The sequence below is a fragment of the Paraclostridium dentum genome (assembly GCF_012922555.1).
In the GTDB taxonomy this organism is placed as follows: domain Bacteria; phylum Bacillota; class Clostridia; order Peptostreptococcales; family Peptostreptococcaceae; genus Paraclostridium; species Paraclostridium dentum.
This window is the reverse complement of record NZ_WIPK01000013.1, coordinates 55573-78011: the sequence shown is the minus strand read 5'-3', so window position 1 is coordinate 78011 and position 22439 is coordinate 55573. Positions and strand designations below refer to the sequence as shown.

The following is a 22439-nucleotide window of genomic DNA, read 5'->3' as shown; positions in this document are numbered from 1 at the left end:
GTTTGCGCTTGGGTCATAAAGCTGAAAAGATGCTTTAAATGACCACTTCGCTGCAAACTAAATATCAACCACTTTTTGTTGTGTGAAAATATAAAAGGATTGCGTTTATACGGTATGTCATAAGGAGATAAGAGCAGATGATTTAAAATGAGTTATTCATTGTAACTTAATCCTAATAAGTTTTTGTTGTATAAAAATAAAAAAATTTCGATTATACGATATGTGATTAAACTATATAAAGTAAAAAATGATAAAAGATACTTTAAAAAACTTGATTATAATTATATGATTAAAATAGTAGTTTAATATAATCACAATATGTTTTGGGAGGAGGATCTTTAGCTTGAAATTTAAGTTAAAGTAAAAGTTAAAATAATGAATACACCAATAATAGATTCTTTAAGAAAAATAGTTGATGATAATATAATATCATTTCATATGCCAGGTCATAAGAAAGGCGCTATATATAAAATGCTAGGGTATCAAGATATACTTGAAAATTTATACAAACTAGATACAACTGAGATTCCAGGGACAGATAATTTACATTCACCAGAAGAGTGTATAAAAGAGTCTCTTAAAAGGGCTTCAGAAGTATTTAAAAGCGATAAAACTTTTTATTTAGTGAATGGATCTACTTGTGGAATTGAGGCAGCTATAATGGCTTCTGTAAATCCTAAAGAAAAAATAATACTAAATAGAGATTGCCATCAGTCAGCGATTAATTCTTGTATAATTGGAGATATAGATCCAATTTATGTTAACCCTAGTATAAATAAAGATAGTAATACTTTATCTGGAGTTAGTTTTGATGATGTAAAAAGAGTGATAGACTCAAATTTAGATGCCAAGGCAGTTTTTCTGACTTATCCAACTTATTTTGGAGATGTATTTGATTTAAAGTCTATTTGTAGTTATGCACATGAAAAAGGTATGACTGTTATAATAGATGAAGCCCATGGAGCTCACTTAGGGTTAAGTGAGAAGCTACCAGAGACAGCATTAAGCCAAGGCGCAGATATAGTAATACAAAGTACTCATAAAACATTGCCATCCTTTACACAATCATCTATGATTCATATTAAAGGAAATAGAATAAATATAAATAAGTTAACAAATATGCTGAGAATAACAGAATCTTCAAGCCCATCATATTTACTTATGGCATCTTTGGATATAGCTGTAGATATATACGAAAAAAACGGGTTTGATTTGATAGACAAACTTTTAAGCAATATAAATGAATTTAAAAGTGAACTTTATAAGCTTAAAAATATTAAAGTAGATGAAAGTAAAGATTATACTAAAATATTTTTAAATACAAAGAAACTTGGGATTACGGGACATGAATTAGAAAATATTTTAAGAGAAAATTATAATATACAGGTTGAGTTATCTAATTATTATGGTGTTTTATTGATTGCAACAATTGGGAATACAAAAGATGAATTTTTAAAGTTAAAAGATGTATTATTTGAAATCGATAAAATTTATAAGAAAGAAGATCATTTAAAAAGCGTATCGTATCCAATTAAATTACCTAAAAAGATATTAAGTCCAAGAGAAGCATTCTATATGGATAAAAAAAATGTTAAAATAGAGAATAGCATAGGAAAAATTTCAGGTGAGTATATAATACCATATCCACCTGGAGTTAGCTTAGTATCTCCAGGAGAAGAGATCACAAAAGAAGTTATTGAATACATTATAGAATGTAAATCTAAGGGAATGAACGTTAATGGAGTTAAAGATAGTGAACTTAGGTTTATTCAAGTTATAGACATAGATTAAATTCATAAGAAAGGAAGACAATATTAGTTACGATGAGTATATTAAGCGTGATCAATATTGATAGGTGTAAAAAATGAAAGGAAAGTTAATAATTATAGAAAGTGGTTCAGATGCTAGCGGAAAAGCAACTCAAACCAAAAAATTATACAATAGATTAATAGAGGATGGGTATAAAGTAAAAAAAGTCGAATATCCAAACTATAAATCAGATTCTGCTTCACTAGTTAAGATGTATTTAAATGGAGACTTCGGGAAAAATGCTAATGACGTAGATGCATATGTAGCTTCTACATTCTTTGCAGCAGATAGATACGCATCTTTTAAAACGGAATGGGAATCTTTTTATAATGAAGGCGGAATTATAATAGCAGATAGATATACTACTTCAAATATGGTTCATCAAGCATCAAAAATGGACGAACAAGAAAGAGATAAATATATAAATTGGTTATTTGACTTTGAGTTTAATTTATATAAGATTCCACAACCAGATTGTGTAGTATTTTTGGATGTTCCTGTAGAGTTTAGTAAAAAACTTATGGAAAATAGAAAAAATAAGTTTACAGGAGAAGAAAAAAAGGATATACATGAAAGTGATATAGACTATCTAACAAGATCATATAATAACTCTTTATATATAGCAAACAAGTATAATTGGAATAAGATTGATTGTATAAACGATGAAAAATTAAGAAGTATAGATAGCATACATGAAGAAATATATAAAGTCGTTAAAAAAACTATAGATTCTATGGAGAAATAGATATGTATTTTGAAAATATTATAGGACAAAGTTTTGCTAAAAAATATTTATCAAACTCTATTACAAAAGATAAAATAAATCATGCATATTTATTTGAGGGAATAAATGGAGTTGGTAAAAGCACACTTGCACAAGAGTTTGCAAAATTTTTACTTAAAACAAAACATCTTGAGAATAACCCTGATTTTATATCTATAGAACCTCAAGGTGCAAGTATAAAAATAGCTCAAATAAGAAGCTTACAGACTGATGTTATAATAAAGCCACATGGAGACTATAAAATATATTTAATTACTGATGCGGAAAAAATGACTATAGAGTCTCAAAATGCATTATTAAAAACATTAGAAGAGCCACCTAACTACGTAATAATAATACTTTTAACAAATAATAAAAACTCATTACTAGATACAATAAAGTCAAGATGTGATATAGTAAAGTTTTTACCAATACCGTTTATAGAATTAAAGGAGTATTTGAAAACAAAGGGAATTGAAGATAGAAAAGCTAGCATGTTAGCTACATTTTCTAGAGGAAGTATAAGCAAAGCTTTAGAGCTGTCTGAGTCATCAGATTTTATGGTAATGAGAGAAGATATTCAAAGTAATATACAAACTATGTTAGATAAGAATGTAGTTGATATATTAGAACTTCCAAGTAAGTATGATAAATATAAAGATAATATTATTGAAGTTTTGGATATAACTTTGAATTATTTTAGAGATATAATGATGTTAAAAGAAAATATAAATAAAGATATGATTATAAATATAGATAAAATAACATTTTTACAAAATATGAGCAAAAAAATTAACTATTCTCAAGTGTCTAAGATTATTGATATAATAGAAGAGACTAAGAAAAAGTTAAGAAGTAATTGTAACTTTAATTTGAGTATACAAGTGATGTCTTTAAATATATATGAGGTGATTAAATGATAAGAATAGTGGGTGTTAGATTCAAAAGTGCAGGAAAAATATATTATTTTGATCCTGTAGAATTTGAAATAGAGAAAAATGTAGATGTAGTAGTAGAAACTGCAAGGGGATTAGAATATGGTAAGGTTGTAGTAGGACCTAAGGAATTAGATGAAAGTGAGCTAGTATCACCTTTAAAACCTATTGTAAGAATAGCAACAGAAGAAGATACTAAGATTTATTTAGAAAATAAAGAAAAGGCGAAAGAAACTTTTGAGGTTTGCCAACAAAAAATAAAAGAACATGAATTAACTATGTTTCTTATAGATTGTGAGTATACATTTGATAGAAATAAGCTAATATTCTATTTTACAGCAGAAGGAAGAATAGATTTTAGAGAACTTGTAAAAGACTTAGCTTCTATATTTAAGACTAGAATAGAATTAAGACAAATTGGAGTAAGAGACGAAGCTAAATCTATAGGAGGACTTGGACCTTGCGGAAGAAGATTATGTTGTTCTTCTTGGTTAGGAGATTTCCAACCTGTTTCTATAAAAATGGCGAAGGATCAAAGTTTATCACTTAATCCTACTAAAATTTCAGGTATATGTGGTAGATTATTCTGTTGTTTGAAATATGAACACGATGTATATAGTGAAGCATTAGAAAAAATGCCAACAGTAGGTTCTATAGTACAATCTCCAGATGGAAAAGGAAAAGTAATTGAAATTAACCCTCTTTTAGAACAAATTAAAGTAGAATTACAAGATAAAAATATAAAACTTTATGAAAGAGAAGATATAAAGATTTTACAAGAAGCTAAGAAATGTGCTGGATGTGGACAAAAAGATGAAAAACTTGATGCAGAGACATTAAGAGAGTTAAAAAAATTAGAAGATTAATAGGGGGTAGGATATTTCCTACCCTTTAAATTGTGAATTTTTAACGCTTAAAGAAATTACACTTGCTGGAATTTGTGAATAATCTACAAAATTTATTTGTATCAAAACACTATATTTTGAGCGTTAAAAAGATTTTAAGCAACGGATGAAGTCGTTGGCGGCATGAGCGAAGCGAATTTTTAATGTTAAGGAGTAGATTTATGGACGTAAAAATAAAAGAGACGGAAAGAATAGATGATATTCAACTTAAAGGACTAAGGTTGATACAAGACACAACTGGATTTTGTTTTGGAGTAGATGCTGTTTTACTAGCTAACTTTGCTAAAGTAAAAAGAGGTGCTAGCGTAGTAGATTTAGGAACAGGAACAGGTATAATACCAATATTAATAGCTGGTAAAAGTGAAGCTAAGGAAATTATAGGTGTAGAGATCCAAGAAGAAGTTTATGAGATGGCTTCAAGATCTGTACTATTAAATGACTTACAAGATAGAGTTAAAATTGTAAATGGAGATATAAAAGTAATAGATAAAACTTTAGAAGTTAACAAGTTTGATGTAGTTACTTCAAATCCTCCATATATGCATGATAATGGAATAAAAAATCCAAATGATAAAAAAGCTATATCAAGACATGAAGTAAAATGCAATTTAGAAGATGTTATAAGATCAGCATCGAGATTATTGAAAGATACAGGTAAGTTTTACATGATCCACAGACCAACTAGACTGATAGAAATAATAACATTAGCAAGACAGTATAAGTTAGAGCCAAAGCAAATTCAGTTTATTCATCCTAAGCAAGGCAAAGCTCCTAACATAATGTTAGTTCAATTTACTAAGGGTGGAAGACCAGATTTGAAAATATTAGATCCATTATATGTTTATGATGAGGATGGAAATTATACTAAAGAAATTGATGACATATATGCAAATCAAGATATAGGAGAAAAGTAAATGAGTGGAAAATTATATGTATGTGGAACTCCAATAGGAAACTTAGAAGATATAACATATAGAACCTTAAGAGTTTTAAATGAAGTTGATTTAATAGCAGCAGAAGATACTAGACATAGTATTAAACTTTTAAATCATTTTGAAATATCGAAACCATTAACAAGTTATCATGAATATAACAAAGATAATAAAGGTGGATATTTAATAAATAAATTACTAAGCGGAGAAAATATAGCGTTGATAAGTGACGCTGGAATGCCTGGAATATCAGACCCTGGAGAAGAAGTAATAAAACAGGCTATTGAAAATGATATTGAAGTAGTTGTATTACCTGGGGCTACTGCATCTATCACGGCATTAATAGGTTCAGGGCTTGAAACTGGAAAATTTGCATTTGAAGGGTTTTTAGATAGAGATAAAAAAAGAAGAAGAGCTCAACTAGAAGAATTACAATATGAAAAAAGAACTATTATATTCTATGAATCACCACATAGACTAAAAGATACTTTAAAAGATATGTTAAAAGTATTAGGTAATAGATCTATAGCAATAAATAGAGAATTAACTAAAAAGTATCAAGAAATAATAAGAAAAGACATACAAGGTTGTATAGAAATTTTTAATGAAAGAGAAGTAAAAGGAGAATTTGTACTTATAGTTGAAGGCTTTAAAGGTGAAGTGAAAAAAGTTTGTGAATACGATGATTTAAATGATAGAGAGTATGTTCTAAAGCTTATAGAAGAAGGTATAAGTAAAAAAGATGCAATCAAAGCTGTTTGTAAAGAAAGAAAGTTAAAGAAAGATATAGTATATAAACAAGTTCTAGATTTATAAAATAGAGGTGATAAAGCATGACATTAGTAAAAAAGCTAATGGATTGTATAAAAAGTGAAAATACAGTTGATTCAATAAAAAAAATGGATGAGTCAGGCGATTTATCAAAAATATTACCGATTACTATTGATATGAAGAGTGTAGGTGAATGCAAATATCATGTTATAAATTGCTTTGAACATTCAATTCTAGCTGTTAAATTATTTGAAGATATTTTAAAGGAAGAAAACTTTTTTGAAAGTCATTTGAAAGACGGAGTATTTGAATCTTTAAATAAAGAATTAGAAAATGGAATGAAAAAAATAGATCTTATAAAATTAGGGATATTCCTACATGATATGGGTAAACCTATAGCTCAAACTGTTGATGATAATGGAAGGATCCATTTTAAAAAACACGAAATATTAGGAGCAAATAAATCATTAGAAATTTCTAAAACATTAAATTTAAGTGAATTAAATTCATCTATTTTATACAAATATATTAGATATCATATGTCATTACTTGAGTTATACAGAGATAATGATATGTCCAAAGAAAGATTATTTAATATATTTGATGATCTAAAAGATGAAAGCATAGATATATTTATTATAGGATATGTTGATATAGTATCAACTCGAAAATTAATAAGACCAGATGAAAACATGGGTATAATTAAATCGTATATGAACTATGCAATAACTAACTACATATATCGATATGAGAGAGGTTAGTTTAGATAAAAGTAAAGCCGTTGTAATATAAGTATAGTAAAATTTTATTTAATATTAAGATATAGACAATTTGTAAAAATTTGTATATTATAAAAGTGTGTTAATTTTTTAAGTTAATACACTTTTATTACGTTTATATTTAAAGATTTTATTAAAAAAAGGTTAAAAAATAATACCTTGGAAAACGATTTTATAAATGACTTAAGCTTGGGGAGGATAAAGAATGAGAAAAGATATATCAAATAAATTAAAATCAATTCAACCATCGGTAACATTAGCTATAACTGCAAAAGCTAAGAGCTTAAAAGCTCAAGGCGTAGATATAATAGGATTTGGGGCAGGAGAACCTGATTTTAGAACTCCAAAACACATAAGAGATGCAGCTATAGATGCTATAGAAAATGAGAGTATAGGGTATACTGCTGCTTCGGGAATGGATAGTTTAAAGCAAGCTATATGTGATAAATTAAAAAGAGATAATAACTTAGAATACACTAAAGATCAAATAGTTGTTTCTAATGGAGCTAAACACTCATTATTTAATACTTTATCAGCAATATGTAATCCTGGGGATGAGGTAATAGTTCCTAATCCATATTGGGTAAGTTATCCAGAACTAATAAGATTAGCAGATGCAAAACCTGTATTTGTAGAGTGTCCAGAAGAAGCTGAATTTAAATATACAGTTGAAGCTTTAGAATCAGCAATAACAGATAAAACTAAAGCAATAATATTAAATACACCAAATAATCCAACTGGAACAGCTTATAAAGAAGAAGATTTAAAAGCTATAGCTGATTTAGCTGTGAAAAATAATATATATGTAATCTCAGATGAAATATATGAAAAATTATTATATGAAGGAACTCATAAAAGTATAGCATCTTTTAATGAAGATATAAAAGATTTAACAATAGTTGTAAATGGGGTAGCAAAAGCTTATGCAATGACAGGTTGGAGAATAGGATACACTGCTTGCAAAAAAGAAATAGCTAAGTCTATGTCGAATTTCCAAAGTCATGCTACTTCAAATCCAAATACTATAGCTCAATATGCTACAATAGCTGCTTTAAATGCCCCAGAGGATACATTGAAGGAAATGGTTGAAGCATTTAAAGAAAGAAGAGACTTCATGGTTGATAAAATTAATTCTATAGAGAATTTATCATGCTTAAAACCACAAGGGGCTTTTTATGTAATGGTAAATATAAGTAAACTATTAGGTAAAACTTTAAATGGTAAAGAAATAAAAAATTCAATAGACTTTGCTGATTATTTATTAGATGATGCAAAAGTAGCTGTTGTTCCAGGAATAGGATTTGGAAATGATAATTACATAAGACTTTCTTATGCAACATCATTAGAAAACATAAAAGAGGGTCTAGAGAGAATAGAGAAAGCTATAACTTTATAATTAAGAATTAACATGCTATTTTAACTTGTAGATTTATATTCTACTTGTTAAGATAGCTTTCTTGTTTTTGAGTTATATAATGTCAATTAGATTACAAAGGTCATATATTATAGAACTAAGTAATATTTTGGAGTATAATAATAAATATTGTTTTAAAAATAGAATAATGGGGGGAATTTATGTTAAAGAAAGGCATAGTAGCTATAGTTATAGCAATTATTGTATTCCAAACGTACAGCATGATATCATCAAAAGAAAAGGATACTTATGCAGATGTAAATGAGGATAAAATTGAATCCATAGAAAAAAAACCAAAACATGAAAGAAGTGAGTATATAGAAGGTATACAACCTCTTTATATAGATGGAATATTGGTTGCGAATAAAGATTATGGTCTTCCTAGTGAATATGCTCCAGCAAGTGGAAGTGAAGATTATGAAGCAATGGAAGCTTTTAAAGAAATGCAAGAAGCTGCAAAGAAAGATGGACTTGAAATAAATGTAAGAAGCGGATATAGAAGTTATGATACACAAGTTCAACTATATAATAATTATGTTCAAAGAGATGGAAAAGAAGCTGCTGATAGATACTCTTCAGTACCAGGGTTTAGTGAACATCAAACAGGGCTAGCTTTAGATATATCAAATGGAAATTATAAAAAATCAATAGGCCCATGGTTTGACAATACACCGCAAGCTAAGTGGTTGTATGAAAATGCATATAAGTATGGATTTATACTTAGATACCCAAAAGGTAAAGAAGATATAACTGGGTATATGTATGAATCTTGGCACTATAGATATGTAGGTAAAGAGCATAGTAAGAATTTTAAAATGAATGATTTAACACTAGAAGAATATTTAGGATTAAAATAGAGGATGAAAAAAATCATCCTCTATTTTATTTATAATATAGATTTACCTTCGATTATAGTTGAAAGAATAACTGATGTTTTAGTTCTTCCGACTTGTTTAATTTTATCAATTACTTGTTCAAGTGCATACATATCTGGAACTATAACTTTTAGTAAAAGGCAATCATCTCCAGTTATATGATGACATTCAACAATACGGTTATCACGTTTAACGTAGTCTATAAAAGATTGATAGTTTTCACTAGGTAAAGATATGTTTATAAAAGATTTAATTACTCTTCCTAATTTATCTGGATTTACTATAGCTTTGTAGCCTTTAATAACTCCAGATTCCTCTAATCTTTTAACTCTTTCTGAAACTGCAGGTGATGTCAAACCTACTATTTTACCTAAATCCTTCATGGAAATTCTACCATCTTCTTGTAGTAGTTCTATAATTTTAAAATCTGTTGCATCCATATTAAAACTCCTTTCGACTTTCGATATTAGTTAAATATTTTTTTTAGTGTCTAGCATAGAATTTTTTAGATTCCAAAGATTTTCAGATAAGTCAACTTTGTATGTTTGAGGATAGACTAGTCGTCTATATTCTCTCCATAAAGTATTTAGTTCATTTTGAGTATATTTTTTTATTTCAGACACTGATCTTTTTTCATATACACAATTTCCATTAACAAATAAAGGCTGTAAAAGCTCTCTGATTGTATAATTTTTAAATGTTTTTTTCTTCCATGTATATACTGGATGGAACACAGTCAATGGTTTTGTAGTATCTAGAACCTCATCTTCAAGCATTATTAAATCTGCTTCAGCTTTTCCTTGATTATTATATATTCTAACAACTTTTTTGTATCCAGGGTTAGTAATTTTCTCTGGATCTTCAGAAATTTTTATTTTTGGTTCAATTTGGTTATTTTTAAAAGACGCTACCAGTTTATAAACTCCTCCTAATGATGGAGAATCAGCTGAAGTTATTAGCTTTGTTCCAACTCCCCAAGAATTAATTGGAGAACCAGATGATTTTAAACTTGATATAGCATATTCATCTAAATCATTAGATGCTGTTATCTGTATATCCGTGAAACCTTCTGAATCTAATACTTTTTTACATGCTTTAGATAAATAATCTAAATCACCAGAGTCTAGTCTGATTCCAACTGGTTTATAGCCTTTAGTCTTTAAATCTTTAAAGACTTTAATTGCATTAGGAACTCCACTATTTAAAACATCATAAGTATCTACTAATAGAAGGCACTTATCTGGATAAATTTTTGCATAAGCTTCAAATGCCTCTAATTCAGAATCGAATTTTTGAACCCAGCTATGAGCATGAGTTCCAACTATAGGGATATCAAACATTTTCCCTGCGAGTACATTTGCAGTAGCACTACATCCCCCGATTATAGCTGCTCTTGCACCATATATTCCTGCATCTGGACCTTGAGCACGTCTTAATCCAAATTCTAATACGGAATCACCTTGAGCTGCAAAGCAAACTCTTGAAGCTTTACTAGCTATTAGTGACTGGAAGTTTACTATTGTAAGTAATGCAGTTTCAATAAGTTGAGCTTGATAAAGTGGTGCTTTAATCCTTATTATAGGTTCATTTGGGAACATTACAGTTCCTTCAGGAACAGAATAAATATCTCCTGTAAATTTAAAATCTTTTAAGAAATCTAAAAATTCATCTGAGAATAAGTTTAATCCCCTAAGATATTCCAAGTCACTGTTGGAAAAATTAAGGTTATTTATGTACTCAACTAGTTGATCTATACCACAAACAATCGTATACCCACCCTTGCAAGCGTTTTTCCTAAAAAACATATCAAATACGACTATATCATCATGAACACCATTCTCAAAATATCCATTAATCATAGTAAGCTGATATAAGTCAGTAAGAAGTGTTAAATTTTTCATTATATATCTCCTTATTACCCTAAAAATATAAAAAAATTACATAAGTATACTAAAACATAATATAGGATAAGTTTCAAGTATAATATGGGAACTTACTATCATAAAATTCATAAGAGGGGGTAGATTTGTATGGGAAAAATATGGTTTTGGATGATTTCAATTGGGATAGTAGGAAGCATATGTACGAATAATTTAGCACAATTAAATGAGGTTATATTGAATGAATCATCTAAAGGAATTGAATTTGCAGTAAGTTTAGCCGGAATAATGGCCCTTTGGATGGGGATTATGAATATAGCTAAAGATTCTGGATTAATAAATAAAATAGGGGATATATTATATCCTATTTTAAAAAAATTATTTCCATCTATTCCAAAAGGTCACAAAGCTATGTCATATATAGTTATGAATATGGTTTTAAATATGTTAGGCGCAGGGAATGGAGCAACAGCATTTGGACTAAAAGCTATGAATGAATTACAAACTTTAAATAAAAGAAAAGACACAGCCACAAATGATATGATTATGTTTTTAGTAATAAATATTTCATCTATACAAATTATTCCATTTACCATGATTAAATTAAGGTTAGATGGAGGATCAACAAATCCAGGAGAAATAATTATTTCAACTTTATTTGCGACAATTATATCTACAATAGTTGCAATAACAAGTTGTAAATTCCTTCAAAGAAGGAGGTATAAGTAATGATTGATTTATTTTCGAATTCTATAATACCGATTATTATTTTAGGAATTGTAATTCATGGAAAGATAAAAGGTGTAGATATATATGATAGTTTTGTTAAAGGTGCTATAGATGGATTGAAGGCTACATGGAGTATATTGCCATACATAATAGGAATATTTTTAGCAATAGGAATCTTTAAAAGTGGAAAAGGGATTGATATGTTAGAGTTTATATTTAAGCCTATAGCAGAATTATTTAGTATTCCAAAAGAGCTGATAGGTCTTATAATAGTGAAACCTTTATCGGGAAGTGGAGCTTTAGGAATGTATAATGAACTTGTAAGTAGGGTAGGAATGGGAAATTTAGTTGAGCAAATGGGAGCAACTATAGTTGGAGCATCGGAAACCATATTTTATACAATGGCTATATATTTTGGAAGCTTAAAAATAAAAAATACTAGACATACTTTAGCGTGTGCAATGATGAGTCATGTTGCAGGTGTATTAGCGGCTGTGTTTATATGTTACATATTATTTGCTTAAAATATTGAATCTTAAAATTTAATATCTTATACATAGCATGTCCAATATTGTTCGATAGACTAAAAACATTTTGCAGAATTTAAACAAAAAAGTTTTTTGTTAAATTTTAAAAATTTTTATTTACAATTACATAATAAGGCACTATAATTAGTTTATAATAAAATTTCAAAATTAAATTCTATGAAAAAGAGAGTAACATTAAATTGAGTTTCAGCGAGCTAGGGTTGGTGTGAGCCTAGTAATGAAGTTTATTGTGAAGAGAGCTTTGGAGAAGGTTGCCTGAAATAATAGTATGGTAATCGGTGAGCCTGCCTTAAAGGATAGAGTGGATAAGTTTACTTATCAATTAGAGTGGTAACGCGGATATAATTCGTCTCTTGGTTTTTATAACCAAGGGACTTTTTTAATATAATGAATTATATTTGTATTAGCATATATTTGATTAACTTATCAATGAGAGTGGTACCACGGATAATTTCGTCTCTTAGCATTTTGCTAAGGGGCTTTTTTTATGCTTAAGTGGACAATTAAGGAAAGAATTATAACAAAAGTAACTATGTATTATCAATTACTAATAATTATTAATTGGGAGGTATTATAATGAAAATATTAAAAAAAGTAGTGTTTACAGGATTAATAGGAGTTTTAACTTTAGGTGTAGTAGGATGTTCATCATCAAAAGAGGATAAAAGTCAATTGCAATCAATCAAAGATAAAGGAGTACTAACGGTAGCTACAAGTGCAGATTACCCTCCGTATGAGTTCCATAAAAAAGTGGATGGAAAAGATACCATAGTAGGATTTGAAATGATGATAGCAGAAGAAATAGCAAAAGATTTAGGTGTAAAGTTAGAAATTAAAGATATGAAGTTTGATGGTCTATTAGGGGCAATTAAATCAGGAAACGCAGATATGGTAATTGCAGGGATGAGTCCAACAGAGGAAAGAAAAAAAGCTGTTAATTTTTCTAATGTATATTACAACGGAGAACATACTATTTTAGTAAAAGACTCTAATAAAGATAAATATAAAAATATTGAAGATTTAAAAAGTTCAAATATAGCTGTACAAAAAGCTAGTTTACAAGAAACTATAGCTAAGGATGTTATAAAAACTAAGAATATAAAATCTTTAGGGAAAATATCAGATGTAATTTTAGAGTTAGAAAATAATAATGTTGATGCAGCTGTAGTAAGTAAAGAAGCTATAAGTGGATACTTAAAACAATATCCTGATCTTGTAGAATCAAATGTAAATTTAGGCCAAAATCAAGGTGAAGGATCAGCTATAGCTATAGATAAATCTCAAGATAAAACTTTAGTAGATCAAGTAAATAAAACATTAGATGAATTAAAATCTAAAAACAAAATAGAAGAGTTTGTTCAAAAAGCTACTCAATTAGCGCAATAAATAGGAGGTAAATTATAATGGATTTTAGTTTTTTAAGTGATTATTCACAGTTTTTTATAGATGGAACGAAAATTACAATTGGAATATCGATATGCACACTAATTTTAGGATTTTTAGTTGGAGTAATAGTGTGTATGGCAAGAATTTCAAGAAATAAAATTTTTAGTATTTTAGGTTCAATATATATAGAATTTTTAAGAGGAACTCCTTTACTTGTTCAAATATATATAATTTACTTTGGATTCCCTACAATAGGAATAAAATTTCCGGATGTAGGTCCTATACCATCTGAGTATATATCAGCGATAGTTGCACTTTCTATTAACTCAAGTGCATATATAGCGGAAATTCTTAGATCAGGAATACAATCAGTAGATAAAGGACAAATGGAAGCTAGTAGATCATTAGGATTTGATTACTCGACTAGTATGAGATTAGTAATTATTCCTCAAGCATTGAAAAATGTACTTCCAGCTTTAGCAAATGAATTTATTGTTTTGGTAAAAGAATCTTCAATAGTTTCTGTAATAGGAATACAAGATTTAATGTATAGTGCAGATATAGTCAAAGGAAACACTTATTTAGCATTTGAGCCGTTATTAGTAGCAGCTATGATTTATTTTGTACTTACATTTACACTATCTAAATTAGTTGGATTATTTGAATTAAAACTTGAAAATAAAAGTGTAAGAGAATCAAAATCTGCTTTTAAAATTTTCAAAACTACTAATGCTTAATAAGGAGGTTAAATTATGATCCAAGTAAAGAATATAAAGAAAAAATTTGGTAAATTAGAAGTATTAAAAGATATAAATTTAGATATAAAAAAAGGAGAAATAGTAGCTATTTTAGGGCCAAGTGGATCTGGAAAGAGTACGTTGTTAAGATGTTTAAACTTATTAGAAAAACCAAATAACGGAGAAATTATTTTTAATAATCAAAATATACTAGATAAAAAATGTGATGTTAATAAGATGAGAGAAAATATAGGTATGGTGTTTCAAAATTTTAACTTATTTCCAAATATGACAGTACTAGAAAATATAATTATAGCACCTATTAAATTAAAAAAAATAAATAAAGATGAAGCTATTGAAGATGCTTTAAACTTGTTAGACAGAGTTGGATTATTAGATAAAAAAGATGCATATCCATCTCAATTATCAGGAGGGCAAAAACAGAGAATAGCAATTGCTAGAGCGTTAGCCATGAAACCGGAAGTTTTACTATTTGACGAACCTACGTCTGCGCTTGACCCAGAGATGGTTAAAGAGGTTTTAGATGTTATGAAAGAACTTGCAGATGAGGGAATGACTATGGCTGTTGTAACTCATGAAATTGGATTTGCTAAAGAAGTTGCAAGCAAAGTTGTATTTATGGATGGAGGGTATATCCTAGAAGAGGGTACACCTAAAGATGTATTTGAAAATACAAAAAATATAAGAGCTAAACAATTCTTTGATAAAGTTATATAAAACATAGCAATATAGGAAAATTACATTGACATAATGTAGTAAATTTAATAAAATTAAGCTTAATAAGTTATACAAAAATATTAACAAAAACAATGAATATAACATATACTTTATGTTAAATATAATAACTAATTAAGCTATGAAGAGATGAGTAAATAATGATTTTTCCTACAGAGAGCTAGATAAGGTGAAAGCTAGTGTTAAAAGAGTTATTGAATATGGTCTTGGAGCTATTTTATCCGAATAGTAGATTAATATCTATTTTTAAGATAAAACGGATGGACTCGTTATCGTCTTTTGAGATATCTAATATAATATTTTTTATTAGATAAAGTTAGGGTGGTACCGCGAATATAACCTCGCCCCTATGTATATCATAGGAGGCGAGTTTTTTATTTATATAGAAAATGAGGAGGAAAATATATATGACAAAACCAACTTTTTACGTTACAACTCCTATATATTACCCAAGTGGTAATTTACATATAGGACATACTTACACAACTGTTGCAGCAGATGCAATAGCAAGATTTAAACGTTTCTGTGGATACGATGTAAAATTCTTAACAGGAACAGATGAGCACGGTGAAAAAATACAAAAAACTGCTAAAGAAAAGGGAATGACAGAAATAGAGTACCTTGATGGAATGATAGCAGATATACAAAAACTATGGAAAACTATGGATATATCTTATGATGATTTCATAAGAACAACTCAAGAAAGACATGAAGTTATAATACAAAAAATATTCACTAAGTTATATGAGCAAGGTGATATATATAAAGGATCTTATGAAGGAAGATACTGTACTCCTTGTGAAAGTTTCTGGACAGAATCTCAATTATTAGAAGGAAATAAGTGTCCTGACTGTGGAAGAGATACTTATATAGCGAAAGAGGAGGCATATTTCTTTAAACTATCTAAATATGAAGATAGATTAAGAGAGTTATTTGCAGATCCTAACTTCTGTTTCCCTGTATCTAGAAAAAATGAAATGGTTGCAAACTTCTTAGATAAAGGGTTAGAAGACTTATGTGTAACTAGAACTACTTTTGATTGGGGAATTAAAGTTCCTTTTGATGAAAAACACGTTATATATGTTTGGGTAGATGCGTTATGTAACTATATAACAGCATTAGGATATATGAGTGAAGATGATTCTGAATACAAGAAGTATTGGCCAGCTAATGTTCATATAGTAGGAAAAGAAATAATGAGATTCCATACTATAATATGGCCAGCTATATTAATGGCTTTAGGTGAAGAGATGCCTACACAAGTATATGGTCATGGGTGGATATTATTTGATAACGACAAAATGAGTAAATCTAAAGGAAATATAGTATACCCAGAACAAATGATAGAAAGATATGGAGTAGATGCTCTTAAATACTTCTTATTAAGAGAATTTGCATTTGGTCAAGATGGTAACTATACTCACAAAAACTTTGTAACTAGACTTAATTCAGATTTAGCAAATGATTTAGGAAACCTAGTAAGTAGAACTGTTTCTATGGTTGAGAAGTATAACGAAGGAATAATACCAATGCCAAAAGTAAGTACTGAGTTTGATGATAGTTTAAAAGAAACAGCTAAAAATTCAGTTGAAAACTTTGAAATAGAAATGAATAAACTTCAATTTAATGAAGCTTTAGAATCAGCTTGGAAATTAATAAGAAGAACTAATAAATATATAGATGAAACTATGCCATGGGCTTTAGCTAAAGATGAAGCTAAAAAAGATGAATTAGATGTAGTGTTATATAATTTATGTGAATCTATAAGAATAGTAGCAACTCTTATAAATCCAATGATGAACGATACTGCTAAAAAGATATATGGACAATTAGGAATAAATGATGAGAGTTTAACTACTTGGGAAAGTACTAAAACTTTTGGATTAATAAAAGAAAATACAAAAGTTGAAAAAGGAAATGCATTATTCCCAAGATTAGATATAGAAAAAGAAGTAGAAGAACTACAAGAATTATTTTCAGAGAAAAAAGAAGAAGTAGAAGCACCATTAGAACATAAACCAGAAATATCTATAGATGATTTAGATAAAATTGAGCTTAGAATAGGTAAAATTATAAGCTGTGAAAAACATCCAAAAGCAGATAGACTTTTAGTATCACAAGTAAAAGTAGGTCCAGAAACAAGACAAATAGTTTCAGGAATAGCTAAGTGGTATAAGCCAGAAGATTTAATAGGAAAAGAAGTTACAGTAGTATGTAATTTAAAACCTGTTAAATTAAGAGGGGTAGAATCACAAGGAATGATATTAGCTGCAGGAGATAATGGAGATGATTTAGTCGTACCATTCACAGAAGGAGCTAAAGACGGTTGCGAAGTTAGATAAGGAGATGACAAAATGTTATTTGACTCACATGCACATTTAAATGATGAAAGATTTGATGAAGATAGAGAAGAATTAATAAACTCGCTTAAAAATAAAGGCGTAGATTTAGTTTTAAATCCAGGAGCTTGTATAGAAACATCTAAAAGCAGTGTAGAATTAGCTAATAAATATGATTTTATATATGCTGCAGTTGGAGTTCATCCTCATGATGTAGGTGAAATGAACGAAGGTGATATAGAAACATTAAGAAAACTTGCTACTCAAAATGAAAAAGTAAAAGCTATAGGTGAGATTGGTTTAGATTACTATTATGATAACTCTCCAAGAGAAACTCAAAAGGAATGGTTTAAAAGACAAATAGAACTAGCTAATGAACTTAAATTGCCTATAATAATTCATGATAGAGATGCACATGGAGATACATTTGAAATAATAAAAAACACAAAAAGTTCTGAAATAGGATGTGTTCTTCATTGTTATAGCGGGAATGTAGAACTTGCTAAAGAATATATTAAAATGGGATGTTTAATATCTATACCAGGAACTGTAACATTTAAAAATAACAAAAAAACTAGAGAAGTTGTTAGAGAAATACCTCTTGAGTATTTACTTATAGAGACTGATTCTCCATATATGGCTCCAGAACCACATAGAGGAAAAAGAAATGATCCTTCTTTAGTTCAATTTGTAGCTGATAAAATAGCTCAAGAAAAAGGAATTTCATATGAGCAGGTTTGTGAAGTTACAAAAGAAAATGCTAAAAGATTTTTCAATATAAAATAAAGATAAAGGGGGTGTCTAAGACATCCCTTTATTTTGTATAAAAATATTTAAATTAAGGGACAATCTGATTTGTAGCCTTGATAAAATTTAGCATAACGCTTAAAATATAAAGATATTAAGTAAAATGAGCGAAAAGGTGATTAGATGATAAAGGAAATAATAGTAGTAGAAGGAAGAGACGATGTAACTGCTGTAAAAAGAGCATTAGATGCAGAATTAATAACTACAGGTGGATTTGGATTTCCTAAAGGAGTTATGGAAAGAATAAAAGCTGCACAAGAAAGAAGAGGAGTAATAATATTTACTGATCCAGATTTTGCTGGTGAAAAAATAAGAAAGAAGATAGCTGCAGAAGTTCCAGGATGTAAACATGCATTTTTACCAAGAGAAGAAGCTAAAAAAAATGGAGACATAGGTATTGAAAATGCAACTCCAGAAAGTATAAGAAGAGCTCTTGAGAAGGTAAGAACTGAAAGTACAGATAAAAGAGATGAATTCGGACAAGTAGACTTAATAAGAAATGGGCTTATAGGAAGTGATGATGCATCGCATAGAAGAGATAAGCTAGGAATGATACTTGGTATAGGATACGGAAATGCAAAACAATTTTTAAATAGACTAAATAATTATGGAGTTAGTAGAGAAGAATTTGAAAAATCTTTAGAGACTCTATAAAAACTAGATAGGTAAAAGGAGAAAAATATGGATAGACTTTCGTCACATAGAAAAACCAAAGAAGTAGTAGATAAACATGGATTTAAGTTTTCTAAGTCATTAGGGCAAAACTTTTTAATAGATGATAATGTAATAGATAAAATATTAGATGGAGCCAGACTTTCTGAAGGCGACAAAATAATAGAGGTAGGACCGGGAATAGGAACTCTTACTCGTGAAATGGGAAAAGTTGCAGATAAAGTAGTTGCTATAGAAATAGATAAAACTTTAATTCCTATACTTAAAGATACCTTAGATGAATTTGAAAATATAGAGGTTGTAAACCAAGATATATTAAAAGTAGATGTACAAGGATTAGTAAATGAAAAATTAAGTGGAGGACCAGTTAAGCTTGTTGCAAATCTTCCATATTATATTACAACTCCAATAGTAATGAAGTTTTTAGAAGAAGACATACCTGTAACAGATATAGTAGTTATGGTTCAAAAAGAAGTTGCAGATAGAATGAATGCAGGTCCTGGAACTAAAGATTATGGAGCATTATCTATAGCAGTTCAATATTATTGTGATACAGAAATTGTAGCAAAAGCACCTAGACATATGTTTATACCTCAACCAAATGTTGATTCGACAGTAATAGGTCTTCATGTAAGAGAAGAGAAAAAGTACAAAGTAGACAGTGAAGAAGTATTCTTCAAAACTGTAAAAGCAGCATTTGGGCAAAGAAGAAAAACATTATTAAATGCACTAGGAACTTTAGGGTTTTTAGATAAAGATGAAATAAGAGAAGTTTTACAAGAAGCAAATATAGATGAGAAAAGAAGAGGTGAAACTCTATCTATCGAAGAATTTGCAAATCTTGCAAACTGTATAAATAAAAAAGTACCTTCTAAATAGAAGGTACTTTTTTGCATGTCCAAACATATAATGTTTAGAGGGATTTATATTTTTTATAGGGGGGATAACTTTGAGTACTAAAAAGAAATATAAAAGAGATTATATAATTTTAGAAGCCAAGGATATGAATTTCAGATATAAAGACAGAGTTTTACCTAAAGCTTTTGCAAAAGTTGAAGTGACAGAAGACAAATCACTAGTTGCTCTTTATGTAGAAAACTTAAAATATGTTAGAGAAGGATATAAAGTAGTTGCGATATTAGAAGATTATAATACTGTAGATTTAGGAAATATAGTTTTAAGCGAGCAAGGAAAAGGGGAATTTGCTTTAAGTTTAGATGAAAATACTTCAAATATTAAATCTATAGCTTTAACATATGAAAAAAGTATTCCTTTAATAGGCTTTAAAGGAAGCAAATTAGAAAACTATGAAGAACTTATATTTGCTGAAAATGAAGAATACGGAGAATATGAAGAAATAGAAGATGATGAATATGAATATGAAGAAGTTGAGTATATTGATGTAGAAGACGAAGACAGCGAATATGAATACGAATATTTAGAGTATATAGAAGTAGAAGATGATGAATATGAAGATGAGCAAGAAGATGTAGAAGAGTATGTAGAGCCTAAACAAGAGTATACTCCTAATAATAATAATCATAGAAATCAAAAACAAATTCAAAAGCAAAGTAAATATAGCAAACAAGTTGAGGATATAAAACAAGTAAATGAAAATATAGAATATGAAGAAGTCGAAACAACTAAAATAAGAAACTTATTAATGCCTAGACAAATAAAAAAAGGATTAAAGATGTTTAAAGAGGTAAAACCATTTGTAAATGAAAGTTTTGACAATACTAGATGGTGGAAAATAGAAATAACACCAATGACTATGTGTGGTTATACAATGCCTTATTTAGGATATGTAAATACTCTAAATTATACTATGTATAGTGATATAGTTTTACAGGCTTATAGATATAGACACTATTTATTTGGTGTTCAATATGATGAATATAATAAACGTAAAAATTATATATATGCAATTCCGGGAAATAAAAATGAACAGCCTGATCAAGGCCATACGGGATTTGATATGTATAAACCTTGCGATGATAGAAGTGATAAACTAGGATACTGGATATGTCTTGTAGATTCTAGAACTAGAAAAATTGTAAAATAATTGGCACTAGTTTAAAAATATCGTTTTCTCTTGAAAAAACTACCAATATAAATTACAATGTATATATCACATATACCAAGGAGGAAATTTAAGATGATAAACAAAAAAAGATTAATAGACGAATTCATTGAATTAGTAAAAATAGATAGTCCTTCAGCTAAAGAAGGTAAAGTTGCAAAGGCTTTAGTAGAAAAATTAGAAGCTATAGGATGCGAAGTTTGTATAGATGAAGCTGGAACAAAAGTTGGCGGAGAAACAGGAAATGTAATAGCTAAATTAAAAGGAAACAGAGAAGGTAAAACTATTTTATTCAGTTCTCACATGGATACAGTTAGCCCAGGAGAAGGAATAAAACCTATAATAGATGAAGCTACTGGAATAATAAAAAGTGACGGAACTACAGTTTTAGGTTCTGACGATAAAGCTGGTATAGCAGCTATATTAGAAGCTTTAAGAGTTATACAAGAAAACAATATAGACCACGCTGATATAGAAGTAGTATTCTCTATATGGGAAGAAGGTGGATTATTTGGAGCTCAATACTTAGATTATTCTAAAGTAAGCCCAGATTTTGCATTTGTTTTAGATAGTGGTGGATCTCCAGGAGAAATAATAACAAAAGCTCCAGCTCAAGATAAAATAGAAATAACTATAAAAGGTAAGCCAGCACATGCAGGATTACAGCCAGAAAATGGAGTAAGTGCTATAATGGTAGCTTCTAAGGCTATAGAAAATATGAAGTTATTAAGAATAGATGAGGAAACTACTGCAAATATAGGTATAGTTAATGGAGGAATAGCTACTAACATAGTTATGCCAGAACTTGAAATAGTTGCAGAAGCTAGAAGTTTAGAAGTAGCTAAATTAGAAGCTCAAACTAATCATATGGTAGAAGAATTTAAAAAAGCAGGAGAAGCTATGGGAGCAGAAGTAACAGCTAAAGTAACTAGATGTTATGCACCATTCAAAATGGATGATAATGAAGAAATAGTAGAACTTGCTAAAAAAGCATTCTCTAACTTAGGAATAGAAGCTTATACAGCAGCAACAGGTGGAGGAAGTGACACTAACGTATTAAATGGAAATGGCGTAAAAGCTGTAAACTTAGGAATAGGTATGAAAAATGCTCATACATTAGAAGAATATATAGCTATAGAAGATATAATAAATTCTTCAAGAGCAGTATTAGAAATAATTAAAGAAGCTTAATCAAATATATGATATAATATAAAGATCGCCCAACATTTGTTGGGTGATTTTTCATTTTAAAGATAAATGATAATTAATATTGAATTATAACCATAATTTATTGCACTTAATATTTAATATAAGTTTAA

General features: G+C 28.8%; 22 protein-coding genes and 2 other annotated features. Of the genes, 20 read left to right on the top strand and 2 right to left on the bottom strand.

What is annotated here, in order from left to right; translation table 11 throughout:
• Window positions 1–375: 375 nt before the first annotated feature.
• The 9 genes from GFJ41_RS15195 to GFJ41_RS15155 all read left to right on the top strand — a co-directional run bounded on the left by GFJ41_RS15195 (window position 376) and on the right by GFJ41_RS15155 (window position 9165).
• Window positions 376–1791 (top strand): aminotransferase class I/II-fold pyridoxal phosphate-dependent enzyme, encoded by a 1416-nt coding sequence (locus tag GFJ41_RS15195; RefSeq protein WP_170075771.1) that lies wholly within the window; start codon window positions 376–378, stop codon window positions 1789–1791.
• A gap of 73 nt (window positions 1792–1864) precedes the next feature.
• Window positions 1865–2554 (top strand): dTMP kinase, encoded by a 690-nt coding sequence (locus GFJ41_RS15190; protein ID WP_021430404.1) that lies wholly within the window; start codon window positions 1865–1867, stop codon window positions 2552–2554.
• A gap of 2 nt (window positions 2555–2556) precedes the next feature.
• A complete protein-coding gene (locus GFJ41_RS15185; RefSeq protein WP_021430405.1) occupies window positions 2557–3492 on the top strand; it encodes a DNA polymerase III subunit in 936 nt (311 codons plus the stop codon).
• A complete protein-coding gene (locus GFJ41_RS15180) occupies window positions 3489–4373 on the top strand; it encodes a PSP1 domain-containing protein (protein ID WP_021430378.1) in 885 nt (294 codons plus the stop codon). Before GFJ41_RS15185 ends, GFJ41_RS15180 begins: the two co-directional genes overlap by 4 nt.
• Window positions 4374–4573: 200 nt before the next feature.
• Window positions 4574–5326: a tRNA1(Val) (adenine(37)-N6)-methyltransferase gene (locus GFJ41_RS15175; RefSeq protein WP_021430351.1), complete on the top strand. Its 753-nt coding sequence runs from the start codon at window positions 4574–4576 to the stop codon at window positions 5324–5326.
• On the top strand, window positions 5327–6160 hold the full coding sequence (gene rsmI / locus GFJ41_RS15170) for a 16S rRNA (cytidine(1402)-2'-O)-methyltransferase (protein WP_170075770.1): 834 nt from the start codon (window positions 5327–5329) through the stop codon (window positions 6158–6160). It begins immediately after the preceding gene.
• Between the two features lie 17 nt (window positions 6161–6177).
• The gene (locus GFJ41_RS15165) at window positions 6178–6876 is read left to right on the top strand and encodes an HD domain-containing protein (protein ID WP_170075769.1); all 699 of its coding nucleotides are present in this window, start codon (window positions 6178–6180) and stop codon (window positions 6874–6876) included.
• Between the two features lie 223 nt (window positions 6877–7099).
• On the top strand, window positions 7100–8290 hold the full coding sequence (locus GFJ41_RS15160) for a pyridoxal phosphate-dependent aminotransferase (RefSeq protein ID WP_170075768.1): 1191 nt from the start codon (window positions 7100–7102) through the stop codon (window positions 8288–8290).
• A gap of 179 nt (window positions 8291–8469) precedes the next feature.
• On the top strand, window positions 8470–9165 hold the full coding sequence (locus GFJ41_RS15155; protein ID WP_170075767.1) for a M15 family metallopeptidase: 696 nt from the start codon (window positions 8470–8472) through the stop codon (window positions 9163–9165).
• Between the two features lie 29 nt (window positions 9166–9194).
• Here the strand turns inward: GFJ41_RS15155 and GFJ41_RS15150 are convergent, their stop codons facing one another.
• Window positions 9195–9623 carry an Lrp/AsnC family transcriptional regulator gene (locus GFJ41_RS15150; RefSeq protein ID WP_021430395.1) on the bottom strand — a complete coding sequence of 143 codons (429 nt, stop codon included), beginning with the start codon at window positions 9621–9623 and terminating at the stop codon, window positions 9195–9197.
• Window positions 9624–9653: 30 nt separating this feature from the next.
• On the bottom strand, window positions 9654–11084 hold the full coding sequence (locus tag GFJ41_RS15145) for a nicotinate phosphoribosyltransferase (RefSeq protein WP_035118389.1): 1431 nt from the start codon (window positions 11082–11084) through the stop codon (window positions 9654–9656).
• A gap of 129 nt (window positions 11085–11213) precedes the next feature.
• Here GFJ41_RS15145 and GFJ41_RS15140 point away from each other — a divergent pair, with 129 nt between their 5' ends.
• From GFJ41_RS15140 to GFJ41_RS15090, 11 genes are all read left to right on the top strand, one after another.
• Window positions 11214–11792, top strand: a complete 579-nt coding sequence (locus tag GFJ41_RS15140) for a nucleoside recognition domain-containing protein (protein ID WP_021430415.1) — start codon at window positions 11214–11216, stop codon at window positions 11790–11792.
• Window positions 11792–12316, top strand: a complete 525-nt coding sequence (locus GFJ41_RS15135; protein WP_021430363.1) for a spore maturation protein — start codon at window positions 11792–11794, stop codon at window positions 12314–12316. The genes GFJ41_RS15140 and GFJ41_RS15135 overlap by 1 nt, the downstream gene beginning before the upstream one ends.
• A 171-nt stretch (window positions 12317–12487) precedes the next feature.
• Window positions 12488–12697, top strand: a binding site (T-box leader).
• 219 nt (window positions 12698–12916) lie between these two features.
• On the top strand, window positions 12917–13726 hold the full coding sequence (locus GFJ41_RS15130; RefSeq protein WP_170075766.1) for a transporter substrate-binding domain-containing protein: 810 nt from the start codon (window positions 12917–12919) through the stop codon (window positions 13724–13726).
• 17 nt (window positions 13727–13743) lie between these two features.
• Complete coding sequence (locus GFJ41_RS15125) at window positions 13744–14463, top strand: amino acid ABC transporter permease (protein WP_021430356.1); 720 nt, start codon at window positions 13744–13746, stop codon at window positions 14461–14463.
• A gap of 15 nt (window positions 14464–14478) precedes the next feature.
• On the top strand, window positions 14479–15201 hold the full coding sequence (locus GFJ41_RS15120) for an amino acid ABC transporter ATP-binding protein (RefSeq protein ID WP_035118382.1): 723 nt from the start codon (window positions 14479–14481) through the stop codon (window positions 15199–15201).
• Between the two features lie 130 nt (window positions 15202–15331).
• Window positions 15332–15571, top strand: a binding site (T-box leader).
• A 55-nt stretch (window positions 15572–15626) separates the two neighbouring features.
• On the top strand, window positions 15627–17561 hold the full coding sequence (gene metG / locus GFJ41_RS15115; protein WP_170075765.1) for a methionine--tRNA ligase: 1935 nt from the start codon (window positions 15627–15629) through the stop codon (window positions 17559–17561).
• 12 nt (window positions 17562–17573) lie between these two features.
• Complete coding sequence (locus GFJ41_RS15110) at window positions 17574–18344, top strand: TatD family hydrolase (protein WP_170075764.1); 771 nt, start codon at window positions 17574–17576, stop codon at window positions 18342–18344.
• A 144-nt stretch (window positions 18345–18488) separates the two neighbouring features.
• On the top strand, window positions 18489–19019 hold the full coding sequence (gene rnmV / locus GFJ41_RS15105; RefSeq protein WP_021430389.1) for a ribonuclease M5: 531 nt from the start codon (window positions 18489–18491) through the stop codon (window positions 19017–19019).
• Between the two features lie 27 nt (window positions 19020–19046).
• Window positions 19047–19916 carry a 16S rRNA (adenine(1518)-N(6)/adenine(1519)-N(6))-dimethyltransferase RsmA gene (gene rsmA, locus GFJ41_RS15100; protein ID WP_170075763.1) on the top strand — a complete coding sequence of 290 codons (870 nt, stop codon included), beginning with the start codon at window positions 19047–19049 and terminating at the stop codon, window positions 19914–19916.
• A 70-nt stretch (window positions 19917–19986) separates the two neighbouring features.
• The gene (locus GFJ41_RS15095) at window positions 19987–21102 is read left to right on the top strand and encodes a hypothetical protein (RefSeq protein WP_025162041.1); all 1116 of its coding nucleotides are present in this window, start codon (window positions 19987–19989) and stop codon (window positions 21100–21102) included.
• 93 nt (window positions 21103–21195) lie between these two features.
• Entirely contained in the window at window positions 21196–22311 is a 1116-nt protein-coding gene (locus GFJ41_RS15090) for a M20/M25/M40 family metallo-hydrolase (RefSeq protein ID WP_021430353.1), read from the top strand.
• The last annotated feature ends 128 nt before the right edge of the window (window positions 22312–22439 follow it).